Here is a 16557-nt window from a genome sequence, read left to right as displayed (position 1 = left end):
CAGCAGCACAAGACACCGGAAAGAACCATCATGAATGACGTAGCAAAGGCGCTGGGCAGGCTCGGAGAGCTTGCCATCGAGGTCCCTTCGTGGGCCTATGGAAATTCAGGCACGCGGTTCAAGGTGTTCGGCACGCCCGGCACGCCGCGCACGGTCCAGGAGAAGCTGGCCGACGCCGCCAAGGTCCATGAGCTGACCGGCCTGGCACCCACCGTGGCGCTGCATATTCCGTGGGACAAGGTGGATGACTACTCCGCCCTGAAGGAGTACGCCGCCGGCCTGGGCGTGGGACTGGGCACCATCAACTCCAACACCTTCCAGGATGACGAGTACAAGTTCGGCTCCCTGACGTCCTCTAACGAGGCCGTGCGCCGCCGCGCCATCGAACACCACCTGGACTGCATCGACATCATGCACGCCACGGGCTCCCGCGACCTGAAGATCTGGCTGGCGGACGGGACCAACTACCCGGGCCAGGATGATCTCCGCGGCCGCCAGGACCGCCTGGCCGAGTCCCTGCAGGAAATCTATGCCGCACTGGGTGACGAGCAGCGCCTGGTCCTGGAGTACAAGTTCTTCGAGCCGGCCTTCTATCACACCGATGTTCCGGACTGGGGCACGTCCTACGCCCAGACGCTGGCACTGGGCGAGAAGGCGTTCGTCTGCCTGGACACCGGCCACCACGCCCCGGGCACCAACATCGAATTCATCGTGATGCAGCTGCTGCGCCTGGGCAAGCTGGGTTCGTTCGATTTCAACTCGCGCTTCTACGCCGACGACGACCTCATTGTGGGTGCTGCCGATCCGTTCCAGCTCTTCCGCATCATGCACGAGGTGATCCGCGGCGGTGGCTTCGGCAAGGAATCCGGTGTGGCGCTCATGCTGGACCAGTGCCACAACCTGGAAGAGAAGATCCCGGGCCAGATCCGGTCCGTGCTGAACGTCCAGGAAATGACGGCCCGCGCCCTGCTGATCGACACCGCTGCCCTCACCGAGGCCCAGCGCGCCGGGGACGTCCTGGCCGCCAACGGCATCTTCAACGACGCCTTCTACACGGACGTCCGTCCCGCCCTGGCCGAGTGGCGTGAATCCCGCGGCCTGCCCGCGGACCCGACGGCCGCCTACAAAGCCAGTGGCTACCAGAAACAGATCAACGAGGACCGCGCAGGCGGCCAGCAAGCCGGATGGGGCGCCTAATTACTATGAGCAACAAGACTGTGGAAGACCTGATTTCGCGTTCCAACCGCCTCGGCGCGGACAAGCGGAACACCAACTTCGCCGGCGGCAACACCTCCGCCAAAGGCACCGGGAAGGATCCGGTCACGGGCGAGGACGTCGAACTCCTGTGGGTGAAGGGTTCCGGCGGGGACCTCGGCACGCTGAAGGACCAGAACCTTGCCGTGCTGCGGCTGGACCGGCTGAACGCGCTGAAGAACGTCTACCCCGGCGTCGACCGTGAAGACGAAATGGTGGCTGCCTTCGATTACTGCCTGCACGGCAAGGGCGGCGCAGCGCCGTCGATCGACACCGCCATGCACGGACTGGTGGACGCCGCGCACGTGGACCACCTGCACCCGGACTCCGGCATCGCCATCGCGACGGCGGTGGACGGCGAAGCGCTGACGTCAAAGGTCTTCGGCGACAAGGTGGTCTGGGTTCCATGGCGCCGCCCCGGTTTCCAGCTGGGCCTGGACATCGCCGCGATCAAGGAAGCCAACCCGCAGGCCATCGGCACCATCCTGGGCGGCCACGGCATCACCGCCTGGGGCGCCACCAGCGAAGAAGCAGAGCAGAACTCGCTGTGGATCATCGACCAGGCCGAAAAGTACATCAGGGACAACGGGAAGGCCGAGCCCTTCGGCGCCAAGCTCCCCGGTTATGGGGCCCTGCCCGACGCAGAGCGCCGCGCCAAGGCCGCCGCCCTGGCACCGGTGATCCGGGGCCTCGCCTCCACGGACAAACCGCAGCTGGGGCACTTCAGCGATGACGCCGTCGTCCTCGACTTCCTCGAAGCCGCCGAGCACCCGCGCCTGGGCGCGCTGGGCACCTCCTGCCCGGACCACTTCCTGCGCACCAAGGTCAAGCCGCTGATCCTGGACCTGCCCGCCGACGCCTCCATCGAGGACTCGATTGCCAGGCTCACAGAACTCCACACTGCCTACCGCGAGGACTACCAGGCCTACTACGACCGCCACGCAGACCAGGACAGCCCGGCGCTGCGCGGCGCGGACCCGGCCATCGTGCTGGTTCCCGGCGTGGGCATGTTCTCCTTCGGTGCGAACAAGCAGACCGCCCGGGTGGCCGGGGAGTTCTACATCAACGCCATCAACGTGATGCGCGGCGCCGAAGCGATCTCCACCTACGCCCCCATCGAGGAATCCGAGAAGTTCCGCATCGAGTACTGGGCCCTGGAGGAAGCCAAGCTGGCCCGGATGCCCAAGCAGAAATCGCACGCCACCCGCATCGCCCTGGTGACCGGTGCGGCGTCCGGCATCGGCAAGGCCATCGCCACCCGCCTCGCCGCGGAAGGCGCGTGCGTGGTCATCGCCGACCTGAACCTGGAGAACGCCCAGAAGGTGGCCGAGGAACTGGGCGGACCAGATGTTGCTATCGGTGTCCAGGCCGACGTCACCGACGAGGCCCAGGTGGCCGCCGCGATCGACGCCGCGGTGCTCGCGTTCGGCGGCGTGGACCTGGTGGTCAACAACGCCGGCCTGTCCATCTCCAAGCCGCTGCTGGAAACCACGGAAAAGGACTGGGACCTGCAGCACAACGTGATGGCCAAGGGCTCCTTCCTGGTGGCCAAGGCCGCTGCGAAGGTCATGATCGCCCAGGGCCTGGGCGGGGACATCATCTACATCTCCTCCAAGAACTCCGTGTTCGCCGGCCCCAACAACATCGCCTACTCCGCCACCAAGGCAGACCAGGCCCACCAGGTGCGCCTGCTCGCCGCCGAACTGGGCGAGCACGGTATCCGCGTCAACGGCATCAACCCCGACGGCGTGGTCCGCGGCTCCGGGATCTTCGCCGGCGGCTGGGGCGCCAAGCGCGCCGCGGTCTACGGCGTGGACGAAGAGAAACTGGGCGAGTACTACGCCCAGCGCACCCTGCTCAAGCGCGAAGTCCTGCCCGAGCACGTGGCCAACGCCGCCGCCGTCCTCACCAGCAACGAACTGTCCCACACCACCGGCCTGCACATCCCCGTGGACGCCGGAGTGGCCGCAGCATTCCTCCGGTGAACACGTTGTCACACGATATCGACGGCGCGGACACTCCCTCTGGCGCCTTCGCCGGCAGCGTCTTCGCCGCCGTCGATATCGGCGCCTCGTCCGGCCGCGTCATGCTCGGCCGTGTTTCACCGGAGTCCGGGGTGTCGCTGGAAACCGTCCACCGCTTCCCCAACGGCGTGGTGGAGATCGACGGCGGCCTCCGCTGGAACTTCGACGCCCTCCTCGCGGAGGTGCTCGCAGGCCTCCGCACGGCCGCCACGGTGGCCGCCGGGCAGGGCGAAAGGATCGCCAGCATCGGCATCGACACCTGGGCCGTGGACTACGGCCTGGTGGACGCTGCGGGTAACCTCGTGGCGCAGCCGTTCAGCTACCGCGATGACCGCAGCCGGGCCGCCGTGGAGCCTGTCCACCGGAAACTGGACCCGGAGCGGCTGTACGCCACCACCGGCCTGCAGTTCCTGCAGTTCAACACGATTTACCAGCTGGCCACCGAGAAGGACCTCGACGGGCTGCAGGCCCTCCTGATCCCGGACCTTATCGCATTCCTGCTCACGGGAGCCCGCCGGACCGAGGCCACCAACGCCTCCACCACCGGCTTGTTCGACGCCGTGGCGGGGGAGTGGGCCACCGAATTCCTGGCGGCGCTGGGACTGCGGAAGGACCTGTTCCCGCCGCTGATCCAGCCCGGCGAGGCGTTCGGCACCCTCCTCCCGGCCATTGCTGAAGCGGTGGGCCTGCCGTCCAGCACGCCCGTGGTGGCCGTGGGCTCGCACGACACCGCGTCCGCCGTCGCGGCAGTCCCGGCTGATACGGACGCCGACGGCGGGGACTTCGCCTACGTCTCCTCCGGCACCTGGTCCCTGGTGGGCCTGGAGCTGCCGAACCCGGTCCTCACCGAAGCCAGCCGGGAGGCGAACTTCACCAACGAACGCGGCGTGGACGGCACCGTCCGGTACCTGCGCAATATCGGTGGGCTCTGGCTGCTCAGCGAATGCCAGCGCACCTGGGCCTCGGAAGGCTTCCAGCCGGACCTGGTGGCCCTGTTGGGCGCGGCCGCCGCGCTCCCCGCCGGCGGACCGCAGATCAACGCGGATGATCCATACTTCATCGCCCCGGACAACATGCCTGAACGCATCCGGGCGGCAGTCCGGCGCACCGGCGCGCTGCTGCCGAACGACCCCGCAGCCATCACCCGGTGCATCATGGACAGCCTCGCTGCCGGATACGCCCGGACACTGGCCGACGCCGAACGCCTGGCGGACCGCTCGGTGGGCGTGGTGCATGTGGTGGGCGGCGGGTCGCAGAATGCGCTCCTTTGCCAGCTCACGGCCGATGCCACCCGGCGCCCGGTCATCGCCGGGCCCGTGGAAGCGACAGCCCTGGGCAACGTGCTCGTGCAGGCCCGGGCGGCAGGCGCCGTGGCAGGCGGGTTGCCCCACCTGCGCAGGATCATTGCCGCTGGAGCCAGCCTGCACCGCTACGAGCCCCTCGACCTCCCCGTTACCGCCTCCCGGAATTGACACTATGAAAATCGCACTATTCGCCACCTGCATCGTGGACGGCATGTATCCGCGGGCCGCCCAGGCCACAGTGGCGGTCCTGGAACGGCTGGGCCATGAGGTGGTCTTCCCCAAGGGCCAGGCCTGCTGCGGCCAGATGCACGTCAACAGCGGCTACTTCAAGGAAGCCGTGCCCGTGGTGGCCAACCACGTCCGGGCTTTCGAATCGGAGGACTACGACGTCGCCGTGGCGCCGTCAGGGTCCTGCGTGGCGTCGGTGAAGCACCAGCACCCCATGGTGGCCCGCCGCGCAGGGGATGCCGGGCTCGAGGAGCGGGCAACCGCCGTCGGGAAGAAAACCTACGAACTGTCCGAACTGCTGGTGGACGTCCTGGGTGTCACCGATCCCGCGGGACAGCTGGGCTCCTACTTCCCGCACGCGGTGACCTACCACCCCTCCTGCCACGGTATGCGCCTGCTCAAGCTCGGCGACCGGCAGGCCGGCCTGCTCCGCGGCGTGAAGGGACTGGAGCTGCTGGACCTGCCCGAGGCGGACCAGTGCTGCGGGTTCGGCGGCACGTTCTCCGTGAAGAACGCCGACGTTTCCTCGGCGATGCTGGCGGACAAGACGGCGAACATCCGCAGCACCGGGGCGTCCGTGTGCGCCGGCGGGGATTACTCCTGCCTGATGCACATCGGCGGCGGCCTTTCCCGGGAGGACTCAGGTGTGGCTACCCTGCATCTGGCCGAGATCCTCGCCAGCACCGAATCCGAACCAGTCACCGTTCCAGGACCCGCCGGACAAACCGTGAAAGTGGTGGTCAAATAATGTCCCGCACCGCACTTGGAATGCCCGGCCTGCGGCCCGGCTCCGGGAACCTCTTCGCTGAGGAGAAGTTCCCCGCAGCGGCCAGGCGGGAGCTGGGCAACAGCCAGCTCCGCCGCAATTTGAAGCACGCCACCTCCACCATCCGCACCAAGCGCCTCAACGTCACCGGGGAACTGCCGGACTGGGAGGAGCTGCGCGAGGCCGGCAGCGCCCTGAAGACATCGGTGATGGCGCGCCTGCCCGAACTCCTGGAAGCCTTCGAGGCCAACGTCACCGCCCGCGGCGGCACGGTGCACTGGGCCCGGGACGCCGACGAGGCCAACCGCATCATCCACGGCCTTGTGAAGGCCGAGGGCGTGGACGAGGTAGTCAAGGTCAAGTCGATGGCCACCCAGGAAATCGGCATGAACGAATACCTCGAAGAACACGGCATCGCCGCCTACGAGACGGACCTGGCCGAACTCATCGTCCAGCTGGACCACGACAAGCCCAGCCACATCCTGGTCCCGGCAATCCACAAGAACCGCACCGAGGTCCGGGACATCTTCCTCAAGGAAATGCCCGGCGTCGATCCGGACCTCACGGACGAACCGCGCCGCCTCGCCATGGCCGCCCGCGCCCACCTGCGCGCCAAGTTCCTCACCGCCAAAGTGGCGATCTCCGGTGCGAACTTCGGCATCGCAGACTCCGGGACCCTCAGTGTGGTGGAGTCCGAAGGTAACGGCCGCATGTGCCTCACACTCCCCGAAACCCTCATCACGGTCATGGGCATCGAGAAACTGCTGCCCACGTTCTCCGACCTTGAAGTGTTCCTGCAGCTCCTGCCGCGCTCCTCCACCGGCGAGCGGATGAACCCTTACACCTCCCTCTGGTCCGGGGTCACCGAGGGCGACGGGCCTTCGACATTCCACGTCATCCTGCTGGACAACGGACGGACCAATGCCCTGGCCGATGAGATGGGCCGCTCGGCCCTGCACTGCATCCGCTGCAGCGCCTGCATCAACGTCTGCCCCGTCTACGAACGCACCGGCGGCCACGCCTACGGCTCAACGTACCCGGGCCCCATCGGCGCCATCCTGTCGCCGCTGATGACCGGCGTCGAAGCCGAGGAGAACGGTTCGCTGCCGTACGCGTCCTCGCTCTGCGGGGCCTGCTACGATGCCTGCCCGGTCAAGATCAACATCCCGGACATCCTGGTCCACCTCCGCGGCAAGGACGTGGACGCCCACCGCGGCGGACTCCCGTCCCAGCTGGACGTCGGGCTCAAGGCAGCCTCCTGGGCGCTGTCCGACGGACGCCGGCTGGGCGCCGTCGAAAAGCTCCTGCCCCTGGGCCGCGCCGCTGCCGGGAAGGACAAAAAGATCAAGAAACTGCCGGGCATCGCCGCCGGCTGGACCCAGAGCCGCGACATCCCCGCGCCCCCGTCCCAGTCCTTCCGCGACTGGTGGGCCAAGGAGCACAAGGAATCATGAGCACCCGCCAACACATCCTCGCCGCCGTCCGCACCGCGCTGCAGGACGCCCCCGCCGTCCCGGACATCCCGCGGGCCTACCGGTTGGAGGGGAACCTCAACGCGCAGGAACGCATCGACGTGCTGGTGGACCGGCTGGAGGACTACAAAGCCGGCGTGACGGTGGTGGACGAAGCCGCCGTTCCCGCCACCCTCCAGGGCCTCCTCGCCGGCGCGGGCTCCTACGTGGTGCCCGCCGGGCTGGACCCGGCCTGGCTCGCGTGGGAGACGGAACCTTCCAGGGTGAAGTACGACGGCGGCGGGCACGGCGCGCGGTCCGTCACCGAACTCGACGCAACAGACGCCGTCGTGACCTCCAGCGCGGTGACCGTCGCCGAATCCGGGACCATCATCCTGGACGGCAGCCCCGACCAGGGCCGCCGCGCCATCTCGCTGATCCCGGACCACCATATCTGCGTGGTCCACAGCCGCGACATCACCCAGATCCTCCCCGAGGCCCTCCGTCGCCTGAACGGCACCCGGCCGCTCACCATGATCAGCGGCCCCAGCGCCACCTCGGACATCGAACTCGAACGTGTCGAAGGCGTCCACGGTCCACGCCGGCTGGATGTCATCATCATCAAGCAGCCCGGGAACGTTCCCGCGTCATAGGATCTAGCCATGCCCCTCTTTGACCTTCCCCTGGCCCAGCTCCGCGGCTATACCTCCGACGTGACACCGCCCAACGACCTTGCGGCGTTTTGGGACACGACCATCGAAGAGGCGCGGGCCTTTCCGCTGGAGGCTACCTTCGAACCTGTCGAGAACTACCTCAGCCTCATCGACACGTTCGACGCCACGTTTGCCGGGTACGGCGGGGCGCCCATCAAAGGCTGGCTGCACCTGCCGGCCAACCGTGAACCGGGTGCACGCCTGCCCGTGGTGGTCCAGTATGCCGGCTACTCGGGCGGCCGCGGCCTGGTCAACCAGGACACCCGCTGGGCCCAGGCGGGCTATGCGCACTTCATCATGGACACCCGCGGGCAGGGTTACGGGGGCCTCATCGGCGATACGCCGGACCCGCACCCTTCCGCGGGGGACGTAGCCCACGCGGGCCTCATGACCCGGGGTGCCGGAAGCAGGGAGGACTACTACTACCGGCGCGTCTACGTGGACGCCTTCCGGGCCGTGGAAGCCGCGCAGTCCCATCCCGCCGTCGACCCCCGCAAGGTGGTGCTGGCCGGCGTCAGCCAGGGCGGCGGCATCGTGGTGGCCACGGCAGGCCTTGCGGCCGGGAGGCTCGACGGCGTCATCGCCGCGCTGCCGGACGTCCCCTTCCTGCAGGACTTCCCGCGCGCCATCGACATCACACCCCGCGGCCCGTACCCGGAAATCGCCCAGTTCCTTGGCCGCCACCGCGACCGGTACGACTCCATCCTCGAAGTCCTGCGGTATTTCGACGGCGTCAACCTGGCCCGCTGGGCAACCGTGCCGGCGCTCTACTCGGTGGCGCAAATGGATGACGTCTGCCCGCCGTCCACGGTCTTTGCCAGCTTCAACGCCTACGGCGCGGGTGACGCCGGTTCTTCCGGAACCGGGGCGGCCAAGGAGATCGAGGTCTACCGGTTCAACAACCACGAAGGTGGCCAGGAACACCAGTGGATCAGGCAGCTGTTGTTTCTGCGCAAGATCTTGGGCTGACCTGCCCCCCCAACCCAACTAAGTAGCAGTAGATGTCGTTTTGGAGCCTCAAAACGACATCTACTGCTACTTAGTTGCGAGGCGATTTGGCGGTTCGGCTGGCGTGAGCCTATGGTCTTCCCATGACTAACCGTTGGTATGCGTATTTTTCGTTGGCTCTGGAGGGGCCCGCGTCTAACTGACACGCATCCAACTTTCCTTCAGAGCCAACAGGGCAGAGATCATTCTCTGCCCTTCGCCGTTTCTCCGGCGGGTTCTGAAATCCGGGCCCGCTTCCCATCTGGAACAGGACCCGAACATGAGCACCGCAACAGCCGCAGCAGCACAATCCACCTCGAACCTGCGCGTCAGCGAATTCACTCCGCTGCCCACCCCTTCCGAACTGATCGCGGACCTGCCCCTCGACGCGCAGGCAGCGGCCGTCGTCGAACGCGGCCGCGATGAAGTCCGAGCCATCATGGACGGCGTGGACGACCGCCTGCTGGTGATCGTGGGCCCGTGCTCCATCCACGACCCCAAGGCCGGGCTGGAATACGCCCGCCGGCTGGTCAGCCAGGCTGAGAAGCACAAGGAAGACCTGTTGATCGTCATGCGGACCTACTTCGAGAAGCCGCGCACCACCGTGGGCTGGAAGGGCCTGATCAACGATCCGCGGCTGGACGGCAGCCACGACATGGTCACCGGGCTGCGGACCGCACGCCACTTCCTGCAGCAGGTCACAGCCCTTGGACTGCCCACCGCCACCGAGTTCCTCGAACCGATCAGCCCGCAGTACATGGCTGACCTCATCTCCTGGGGCGCCATCGGGGCCCGCACCACCGAGAGCCAGATCCACCGCCAGCTCGCTTCCGGACTCTCCATGCCCATCGGCTTCAAGAACGGGACCGACGGCGGCCTGCAGGTTGCCATCGACGCCTGCGGTGCCGCCGCGGCAGCCCAGGCGTTCCTGGGGATCGACGGCGACGGCCGGGCCGCGCTGGTGGCCACCGCCGGCAACCCGGACACGCACGTCATCCTCCGCGGCGGACGCAAGGGCCCCAACTACTCGACGGCCGACGTCGAAGCCGCCTCCGCCACCCTGGCCGGCAAAGGACTGAACCCGCGCCTGATCGTGGACGCCAGCCACGCCAACAGCGGCAAGAGCCATCACCGCCAGGCGGAAGTGGCCTTGGAAATCGGCGCGCAGCTCGAAGAGGGCGGCTCCGCCGCACAGGCGATCGCCGGCGTGATGCTCGAAAGCTTCCTGGTGGGAGGCGCCCAGAACCTGGATGTCATGGAGCACGCTGCGGGCCGGGATGAGCTGGTCTACGGGCAGAGCGTCACTGATGCGTGCATGGAGTGGGACGTCTCGGCGTCGGTGCTGGAACAGCTGGCCGCCTCAGCCCGCAAGCGCCGCGGCTGACGAGGCCTACGGGAAGGGTGGGACGCCGGGCAAATAGGGGGACCCTACTACTTTCACTTCTGCCACAGGAACATCTAGAGTATCTGGATAGGTGGTTGGTGGATGGCTCAGCATCGGAACACCGCATTTGGTACGAACCGGGGGTCCACTGTGTCCATCCGTCAGCAAAGGAAAATAGGGAAATGTCCGCAGAACAGAACTTCTCGAACGCGAAGTTCCTGACCGTGGCAGAAGTTGCCCAGGTCATGCGCGTCTCCAAAATGACCGTCTACCGCCTGGTCCACTCCGGTGAAATGCCGGCAGTACGCTTTGGCCGCTCCTACCGCGTGCCCGAGACTGCTGTGGACCAGTACCTCAGGGGAGCCGTGGTGGACGGGCAAACAGGCACCGCCTGATCCAGTACCGCCGCAAATCCGGTATTCGTCCCGGGTGAACGCCGTGCCGGTTAGAAGCCGCCTCCCGGAAGCGGTACCCTGTTAAGGAACGTTTTACGTCATTGTAAGAATCTGTCAGTTGTTCAGTTCGTAGCTTTGTCCGCGGACCATTTCCATCAGACAGGTACTGCATCTAGTTTGTAAGGAACTTTCGTGGGTTCAGTTATCAAGAAGCGTCGCAAGCGTATGGCCAAGAAGAAGCACCGCAAGCTGCTTCGCAAGACCCGTCACCAGCGCCGCAATAAGAAGTAGAGATACTTCGAACAGCGTGGAAATGCCCGCCGCCTTCCGAGGTGGCGGGCATTTCTTTTGCCCTCAGCGGTGCCGGCCTTACGCCCGGGGGCCGCGGATCCTCGCGAAGCCCTTCCAGAGGCCGTACACGGCGCCGCCCATGGTTGCGGCCTTGAGGCCGAAGGTCGCAGCCCGGCGGCCGGCGCGGAAGTCGTACACCGGCCAGTTGTTGTCGCGTGCGTGGCGGCGCAGCTTGGCATCCGGGTTGATGGCCACGGGATGGCCCACCAGGGACAGCAGCGGAATGTCGTTATAGGAGTCGCTGTAGGCCCAGCAGCGCTTGAGGTCCAGGTCCTCGGCGTCGGCGATGCCCTGCACCGCCACCGCTTTGGCGGAGCCGTGCAGGATGTCTCCCACCAGCCTGCCCGTGTACATCCCGTCCGAGACCTCGCCCACCGTTCCCAGCGCCCCGGTCAGGCCCAGCCGGGTGGAGATGACGGTGGCAACTTCAATGGGGGTGGCGGTGACCAGCCAGACGCGGCGGCCCACCCTGAGGTGCTGTTCTGCCAGTGCCTTGGCTCCGGGCCAGATCCGAGAGGCGATCATCTCGTCGTAGACCTCTTCGCCCAGCGCCTTGATGTCGTCCACGGCGATGCCTGCAGCGAGGGTGAGCGCGGAATCACGGACAGCGTGGACGTCGTCGATGTTCTCGCCGCGGGCCACGAACTTGAACTGCTTCCAGGCGAAACCGGCTGCCTCGGCCAGCGTGAACGCCCCCCGCTGGTGCATCTTCCGGGCAACGTGGAACAGGCTGGCGCCGCGCATGAGGGTGTTGTCCACATCGAAAAACGCCGCTTCGCCCGGCTGCGGCGCAGCGACCGGCCGGGTCACAACTGCGACGTATTTCTCCTCGGGCATGGACTTGAGTCTAGTCAATCCACCGGGCGGCCGCGGTCGGCATGCCGGGCGTGGTGTGGGCATGCTTCAACGGCGCTACCGTTAAAGCATGCCCACACCCCATGTTGTCCTGGTCACCAAAGCGAACTGCCACCTGTGCGAGGACGCGCGCGACGCCGTCGGCCGGGTCACTGCCGCTTTGGGCCTTACGTGGAACGAAGAGTTGGTGGACAACCAGCCCGAACTGCGTGAGCGCTACGCGGAGGAAATCCCCGTGGTCCTCGTGGACGGTGTGCAGCGCGACTTCTGGAAGATCGACGAAGCCCGCCTGGAACGCGTCCTGCAGCGGGCCATGGCGCAGTAGGGGGAACGGTCCGACGTGACGGTGCCTGCTTTGTTGGCACCGGCGATGGGGCTCTAGAGTGGAGGCACAACGCGATGCAAGGGAGGGGCTGGTGACTTCGCTGGACTCAACTCCCCAGGCTGTCCCGGACCTGCCGGACGCCACGGGTACGCCAGCCAAGCAGATTCCGCCCGCAGCGGTGGCACGGCTGACGATCTACCTCCGCGCCCTCAACACCCTGCTGGCCGACGGCATCGAGCGGGTGTCATCCGAATCTCTGGCCGAAGCCTCCGGAGTCAGCTCCTCCACCCTTCGCAAGGACCTCTCCCACGTAGGCTCCTACGGCACCCGCGGAGTGGGCTACGAAGTCCAGTACCTGAGCCGCCATATTGCTGCCGCACTGGGCCTGACGCACGACTGGAAGGTGGCCATTGTGGGCGCCGGCAACCTGGGCAAGGCCCTGGCCCGGTACGGCGGGTTCGAGTCCCGGGGATTCGACGTTGTGGCCATCTTCGACGCCGACCAGATGGTGGTGGGAAACGAAGTGGGATGGCTGCGGGTCAGCGATGTCGCGGACCTGGAAGCGGTACTGCACCGGACCGGAGCCAACATGGTGGTGCTGGCACTGCCGGCAGCGGTAGCCCAGGGGGTCTGCGACCGTGTGGTGTCGGCCGGCGTGCGGAGCGTCCTGAGCTTCGCCCCCGTGATGCTGCAGGTTCCCGAAGGCGTCAACCTGCGCAAGGTGGACATGGCCACCGAGCTTCAAATCCTTGCCTACCACGCACAGCGGGCGCAGGCCCCGGAGCAGACTGCCTAGAAAACGGCAGGTCCGGAACCCGCGCCCGCGGGAGTGGAACTAAAGGGTCAGCGGCCGTACGGGCTGCCGAAACCGCCACCATAAGGGTTGGCGAAGGGCTGCTGCTTCCGGAAATACGGGGCAGAGGCCGGCAGGTACAGCAGCACGATGGCCGCGATGCCCAGGACGGTCCCGAGCGTGCCGAACGTGGGGATGCCGAACAGCCCGAAGACCGACAGGCCCGCGAAGACCGTTCCCAGGATGCGTGCCCAGTTCTTGCCCTTGCGGACGAAGAAGGCCACCAGGAAGTACAGGCCGGCGCCGAGGATGGCGAACACCACAAGGGTTCCGCCAATGAAGCCCTGGACGTCGTCGTACGTCACTCCCGCGGCGCCGCTCGACTCCATCTGGTCCTCGAACGTCTGGCGGAATGCGGGGTCGTTCAGCTGCCCGAGGCCCGTCAGCATGGAAATTACGAAAATGGCTGCTGCCGCGAGCAGGAGCCAGAAGGAGATGTTGACCAGCTGGGGAACGCCGTTGCTGCCGGCCGCCTGGGGCTGCTCGGACGGGTAGGGGGCCTGGCCGTACGGCGACTGGCCGAACTGCTGCCCGCCCGGGGCGTTCTGCCCGAACTGCTGCCCGTAACCCTGGCCGTACTGCTGGCCCTGCTGGGGTGCGTTTTGGCCGTATTGCGGAGTGGCCGGCGGCTGCGAACTGAACTGCTGGCCCTGCTGCGGCGCGTTCTGCCCGTACTGGGGAGCGTTTTGGCCGTATTGCGGCTGGTCCTGGCCATGCTGCGGCGCATTCTGGCCGTACTGGGGTGCGTTCTGGCCATACTGCGGGGCGTTTTCGCCAAAGCGCGGCGGCTGGTTGCCGGCATCGCCGTTGGAGTTCGGGTTGCCGGTGTTTGAACTGCCGGAGTGGGGATCGTTGGATCCCGGCGGCGGGACAGGGGGAGTGCTCATGAGCGGTCCTCTATTCATGTCGGGTTACAGGTGGGTTGCCGAGGATCGGTCCAGTGCCCCTACCCCCAGCATGACTTAAGACCACCGTACCCCCGGCCGCCGCCCTTGGGGATCATTCGGAAGAGGTATTCCGGCGCGGACTTCCGCGGAACCAGGCCTGCGCCTTCGGCAACCACATCAGGACGGTAGCAGCCAGCGCCACCACGAACGCCACCCAGTTCCCGGCCTGGCCGGTGCCGGCGGAGCCGTTCACCACGGCGAGTCCAAGGGTGCTGGCCGCCAGCACGGTGAGGGCCACCCGTGCCCAGGACCGCCCCGCTTTCATCTTGAGCGCGAACACCATCTGGGCCGCCCCCACCGCGGCGGCCAGCAGCATCAGCACCACCACGCCCATGGCGGCCGCCGGTGCGGCTGCGAACAGGACCAGCGAAGCCAGCATGCCCAGCAGGCCGCCCAGCATGGACAGGACACCGCCCACAAACCAGATCCAGAAGGAGACCTTGAGTTCAAGGGGCAGCCCGGCGAGGGAAAACATCGCGGCAGCCCCGCTGCGGGGAGCGGTGGGGGAGTTGCTCATGGCGTTCACTGTAGCGCCGTCGTCGTGCGTGGCCGGGCCTCGCGCCGCCGCGCCGCATGTGCCGGGCCGGGCGCTGCGTAAGGGCCCCTGCTTAAACGGGAAACCCCGGCCCACCCTGGGGGGCGGCGCCGGGGTTTCGCCCGAAGGATTCGCAGCTTATGCAGCGGGGGCGATGAAAGCCAGTTCCAGGTTGATGGCAACCTTGTCGCTGACCAGCACGCCACCGGTCTCGAGGACGGCGTTCCAGGTCAGGCCGAAGTCCTTGCGGCTGATGGTGGTCTCTGCGGAGACGCCGGCGCGGGTGTTGCCGAAGGGATCAACAGCCACGCCGTTGAATTCGGTTTCGAGGGTCACGGGGCGGGTGACGCCCTTGATGGTGAGGTCGCCGGTCAGTTCGTAGCTGTTGCCCTTGGCCACCAGGCCGTTGGACACGAAGGACATTTCCGGGAACTTCTCCACGTCGAAGAAGTCCTCGCCCTTGACGTGGCCGTCGCGGTTGGCGTCGCCGGAGTCGAAGCTGGCGGTGTTGATGGTGGCGGCGATCTTGGACTGGGCTACGTCCTCGGCGAGCTCGAGCGTGGCAGTGGCGTCGGTGAACTGTCCGCGCACCTTGCTGATGCCGGCGTGCCGGACGGTGAAGCCGATTTCGCTGTGGGAGTTGTCGAGGGTCCAGGTGCCGGTGGTGACGTCTGCGGGAAGTGCCATGATGTTGCTCCTTGTGTCTGCGTGCCTGCGGGGTTCTGCTGTTGAAACTTCATCGGTTGAAGTCTCAACTAACTTGCTGCATCCAGTATAAACATGCATTTGCATCTTTTGTTCCCGCCTTCGGAACATTTCTTCAAAAACTTCAGTTCTACTCTTTGTAGAAGATTTCGGATCGCAGGCCATCTTTGAGAAACTGGTAAACATGCCCCAAGCCACTGTCCATCTGCTCCGCCACGGCGAGGTCCATAATCCCGACGGCGTTCTGTACGGACGGCTGCCCGAATTCCACCTCTCCGAACTGGGGCGGGAGATGGCCCGGATGCTTGCCGGGCACTTCCGGGAACAGATGGAAGCCGGTGCCAGGATCACCTATCTTGCTGCCTCTCCGCTGGACCGGGCCCAGGAAACGGCGGCCCCTACGGCAGAAGCGTTGCGCCTGCAGATCCACACCGACGCACGCATCATCGAAGCCGAAAACTACTTCGAGGGCATGAAGGTCACCAAGGCCGAACTGCGCCGGCCGAAGCACTGGCCGCGGCTGGTCAACCCGCTGCGGCCGTCCTGGGGCGAGCCGTACAAGCAGCAGGCAGCCCGCGTCATGGAAGCGGTCCAGGACGCACGCCTGCGCGCCATCGACTTTGCCGGCGGCGACTACGGCACCAACGGCCCCGAAGCCATCATGGTCAGCCACCAGCTGCCCATCTGGGCCACCCGCCTCAGCGCGGAAGGCAAGCCGCTCTGGCATGACCCGCGGAAACGCGAATGCACCCTCACCTCCATCACGTCCCTGGTGTTCGACGACGACGGCAGCCTCCTGCGCGTCCAGTACAGCGAACCGGCGGCGTCCCTTCTTCCCGGTGCCGCCAGCACCCCTGGAGCCTAAGCAGTGACCCACAACAACCTGACCTCCCGCCGCAGCGTGCTGGCTGCCGGTGGCCTCGCCCTGACTGCGCTCACCATGGGCCTTTCGGGCTGCGCCCAGGAAGACGCCCTGGCAAAGCAGGCCAGGGCCGGCGACAACAAGAACTACGTGGCCGGCGACGGCTCCGTCACCGAGTTCGCCGCCGCGGACCGAAAGGACGCCATCCAGGTCAACGGCACCCTCTTCAACGGCACTGCTGTGACCCCGGCGGACTTCCAGGGCAAGGTGACCATCCTGAACTTCTGGTTCGCCGCGTGCGCCCCGTGCCGGGTGGAAGCCCCCATCCTCGAGGAGCTCCACCAGGAGTTCAAGGACCAGGGCGTGCAGTTCTACGGCGTCAACCTCCGCGACGAGAAGGCAACCGCGGAAGCGTTCGACAAGACGTTCAACCTCACCTACCCCAGCTTCGACGACAAGGACGGCGGCGTGCTGCTGTCCGTCTCGGGGCTGGTTCCTCCCGGCGCGGTACCCACCACCCTGGTCCTGGACAAGCAGGGCCGCGTGGCTTCCCGCGTCCTGGGCGAAATCCAGAAGGGCACCCTGAAAGCCCTGATCACCGCCGCCGTGGCTGAGTAG

At 66.7% G+C, this 16557-nt stretch carries 18 protein-coding genes; 14 read left to right on the top strand and 4 right to left on the bottom strand.

The window, feature by feature from the left end; all coding sequences use genetic code 11:
• The first annotated feature begins 30 nt into the window (after window positions 1-30).
• From rhaI to ACP3TD_RS16625, 10 genes are all read left to right on the top strand, one after another.
• Window positions 31-1197 (top strand): L-rhamnose isomerase, encoded by a 1167-nt coding sequence (gene rhaI, locus ACP3TD_RS16670; protein WP_426764090.1) that lies wholly within the window; start codon window positions 31-33, stop codon window positions 1195-1197.
• Window positions 1198-1202: 5 nt separating this feature from the next.
• Window positions 1203-3239 (top strand): bifunctional aldolase/short-chain dehydrogenase, encoded by a 2037-nt coding sequence (locus ACP3TD_RS16665; RefSeq protein ID WP_426764089.1) that lies wholly within the window; start codon window positions 1203-1205, stop codon window positions 3237-3239.
• The gene (locus tag ACP3TD_RS16660; protein ID WP_426764088.1) at window positions 3236-4750 is read left to right on the top strand and encodes a rhamnulokinase; all 1515 of its coding nucleotides are present in this window, start codon (window positions 3236-3238) and stop codon (window positions 4748-4750) included. Before ACP3TD_RS16665 ends, ACP3TD_RS16660 begins: the two co-directional genes overlap by 4 nt.
• A gap of 4 nt (window positions 4751-4754) precedes the next feature.
• Complete coding sequence (locus ACP3TD_RS16655) at window positions 4755-5558, top strand: (Fe-S)-binding protein (RefSeq protein ID WP_426764087.1); 804 nt, start codon at window positions 4755-4757, stop codon at window positions 5556-5558.
• The gene (locus ACP3TD_RS16650; protein ID WP_426764086.1) at window positions 5558-7030 is read left to right on the top strand and encodes a LutB/LldF family L-lactate oxidation iron-sulfur protein; all 1473 of its coding nucleotides are present in this window, start codon (window positions 5558-5560) and stop codon (window positions 7028-7030) included. Before ACP3TD_RS16655 ends, ACP3TD_RS16650 begins: the two co-directional genes overlap by 1 nt.
• The gene (locus ACP3TD_RS16645; protein WP_426764085.1) at window positions 7027-7680 is read left to right on the top strand and encodes a LutC/YkgG family protein; all 654 of its coding nucleotides are present in this window, start codon (window positions 7027-7029) and stop codon (window positions 7678-7680) included. The genes ACP3TD_RS16650 and ACP3TD_RS16645 overlap by 4 nt, the downstream gene beginning before the upstream one ends.
• 9 nt (window positions 7681-7689) lie before the next feature.
• Window positions 7690-8709, top strand: coding sequence for an acetylxylan esterase (locus ACP3TD_RS16640; RefSeq protein WP_426764084.1), 1020 nt, complete (start codon window positions 7690-7692; stop codon window positions 8707-8709).
• Window positions 8710-9007: 298 nt separating this feature from the next.
• The gene (locus ACP3TD_RS16635) at window positions 9008-10111 is read left to right on the top strand and encodes a 3-deoxy-7-phosphoheptulonate synthase (protein ID WP_426764083.1); all 1104 of its coding nucleotides are present in this window, start codon (window positions 9008-9010) and stop codon (window positions 10109-10111) included.
• Window positions 10112-10293: 182 nt separating this feature from the next.
• Entirely contained in the window at window positions 10294-10506 is a 213-nt protein-coding gene (locus tag ACP3TD_RS16630; RefSeq protein WP_426764082.1) for a helix-turn-helix domain-containing protein, read from the top strand.
• Window positions 10507-10698: 192 nt separating this feature from the next.
• Complete coding sequence (locus tag ACP3TD_RS16625) at window positions 10699-10797, top strand: 30S ribosomal protein bS22 (protein ID WP_003792170.1); 99 nt, start codon at window positions 10699-10701, stop codon at window positions 10795-10797.
• A 78-nt stretch (window positions 10798-10875) separates the two neighbouring features.
• Here the strand turns inward: ACP3TD_RS16625 and ACP3TD_RS16620 are convergent, their stop codons facing one another.
• Complete coding sequence (locus tag ACP3TD_RS16620; RefSeq protein WP_091722788.1) at window positions 10876-11694, bottom strand: HAD family hydrolase; 819 nt, start codon at window positions 11692-11694, stop codon at window positions 10876-10878.
• 88 nt (window positions 11695-11782) lie between these two features.
• Here ACP3TD_RS16620 and ACP3TD_RS16615 point away from each other — a divergent pair, with 88 nt between their 5' ends.
• The gene (locus ACP3TD_RS16615) at window positions 11783-12037 is read left to right on the top strand and encodes a glutaredoxin family protein (RefSeq protein ID WP_426764081.1); all 255 of its coding nucleotides are present in this window, start codon (window positions 11783-11785) and stop codon (window positions 12035-12037) included.
• 91 nt (window positions 12038-12128) lie between these two features.
• On the top strand, window positions 12129-12833 hold the full coding sequence (locus ACP3TD_RS16610) for a redox-sensing transcriptional repressor Rex (RefSeq protein WP_426764080.1): 705 nt from the start codon (window positions 12129-12131) through the stop codon (window positions 12831-12833).
• A 47-nt stretch (window positions 12834-12880) separates the two neighbouring features.
• Here the strand turns inward: ACP3TD_RS16610 and ACP3TD_RS16605 are convergent, their stop codons facing one another.
• The 3 genes from ACP3TD_RS16605 to ACP3TD_RS16595 all read right to left on the bottom strand — a co-directional run bounded on the left by ACP3TD_RS16605 (window position 12881) and on the right by ACP3TD_RS16595 (window position 15059).
• A complete protein-coding gene (locus ACP3TD_RS16605) occupies window positions 12881-13777 on the bottom strand; it encodes a hypothetical protein (protein WP_426764079.1) in 897 nt (298 codons plus the stop codon).
• A gap of 112 nt (window positions 13778-13889) precedes the next feature.
• Complete coding sequence (locus ACP3TD_RS16600) at window positions 13890-14354, bottom strand: hypothetical protein (protein ID WP_426764078.1); 465 nt, start codon at window positions 14352-14354, stop codon at window positions 13890-13892.
• A gap of 156 nt (window positions 14355-14510) precedes the next feature.
• Window positions 14511-15059 carry a YceI family protein gene (locus tag ACP3TD_RS16595; RefSeq protein WP_015938250.1) on the bottom strand — a complete coding sequence of 183 codons (549 nt, stop codon included), beginning with the start codon at window positions 15057-15059 and terminating at the stop codon, window positions 14511-14513.
• A 202-nt stretch (window positions 15060-15261) separates the two neighbouring features.
• On the opposite strand from ACP3TD_RS16595, the gene ACP3TD_RS16590 reads away from it, so the two are divergent.
• Window positions 15262-15942 (top strand): histidine phosphatase family protein, encoded by a 681-nt coding sequence (locus ACP3TD_RS16590; protein WP_426764077.1) that lies wholly within the window; start codon window positions 15262-15264, stop codon window positions 15940-15942.
• A gap of 36 nt (window positions 15943-15978) precedes the next feature.
• Complete coding sequence (locus ACP3TD_RS16585; RefSeq protein ID WP_426767279.1) at window positions 15979-16557, top strand: TlpA family protein disulfide reductase; 579 nt, start codon at window positions 15979-15981, stop codon at window positions 16555-16557.

The organism is Pseudarthrobacter sp. 1G09 (assembly GCF_050038305.1).
Taxonomy (GTDB): domain Bacteria; phylum Actinomycetota; class Actinomycetes; order Actinomycetales; family Micrococcaceae; genus Arthrobacter; species Arthrobacter equi.
This window is presented reverse-complemented; position numbering and strand designations above follow the sequence as displayed.

What these genes read in the sequence shown, in the direction of transcription:
- rhaI (WP_426764090.1), top strand. Translation starts at nt 31, where the DNA reads ATGAATGACGTAGCAAAGGCGCTGGGCAGGCTCGGAGAGCTTGCCATC.
- ACP3TD_RS16665 (WP_426764089.1), top strand. Translation starts at nt 1,203, where the DNA reads ATGAGCAACAAGACTGTGGAAGACCTGATTTCGCGTTCCAACCGCCTC.
- ACP3TD_RS16655 (WP_426764087.1), top strand. Translation starts at nt 4,755, where the DNA reads ATGAAAATCGCACTATTCGCCACCTGCATCGTGGACGGCATGTATCCG.
- ACP3TD_RS16650 (WP_426764086.1), top strand. Translation starts at nt 5,558, where the DNA reads ATGTCCCGCACCGCACTTGGAATGCCCGGCCTGCGGCCCGGCTCCGGG.
- ACP3TD_RS16645 (WP_426764085.1), top strand. Translation starts at nt 7,027, where the DNA reads ATGAGCACCCGCCAACACATCCTCGCCGCCGTCCGCACCGCGCTGCAG.
- ACP3TD_RS16640 (WP_426764084.1), top strand. Translation starts at nt 7,690, where the DNA reads ATGCCCCTCTTTGACCTTCCCCTGGCCCAGCTCCGCGGCTATACCTCC.
- ACP3TD_RS16635 (WP_426764083.1), top strand. Translation starts at nt 9,008, where the DNA reads ATGAGCACCGCAACAGCCGCAGCAGCACAATCCACCTCGAACCTGCGC.
- ACP3TD_RS16630 (WP_426764082.1), top strand. Translation starts at nt 10,294, where the DNA reads ATGTCCGCAGAACAGAACTTCTCGAACGCGAAGTTCCTGACCGTGGCA.
- ACP3TD_RS16620 (WP_091722788.1), bottom strand. Translation starts at nt 11,694, where the DNA reads ATGCCCGAGGAGAAATACGTCGCAGTTGTGACCCGGCCGGTCGCTGCG.
- ACP3TD_RS16615 (WP_426764081.1), top strand. Translation starts at nt 11,783, where the DNA reads ATGCCCACACCCCATGTTGTCCTGGTCACCAAAGCGAACTGCCACCTG.
- ACP3TD_RS16605 (WP_426764079.1), bottom strand. Translation starts at nt 13,777, where the DNA reads ATGAGCACTCCCCCTGTCCCGCCGCCGGGATCCAACGATCCCCACTCC.
- ACP3TD_RS16600 (WP_426764078.1), bottom strand. Translation starts at nt 14,354, where the DNA reads ATGAGCAACTCCCCCACCGCTCCCCGCAGCGGGGCTGCCGCGATGTTT.
- ACP3TD_RS16595 (WP_015938250.1), bottom strand. Translation starts at nt 15,059, where the DNA reads ATGGCACTTCCCGCAGACGTCACCACCGGCACCTGGACCCTCGACAAC.
- ACP3TD_RS16590 (WP_426764077.1), top strand. Translation starts at nt 15,262, where the DNA reads ATGCCCCAAGCCACTGTCCATCTGCTCCGCCACGGCGAGGTCCATAAT.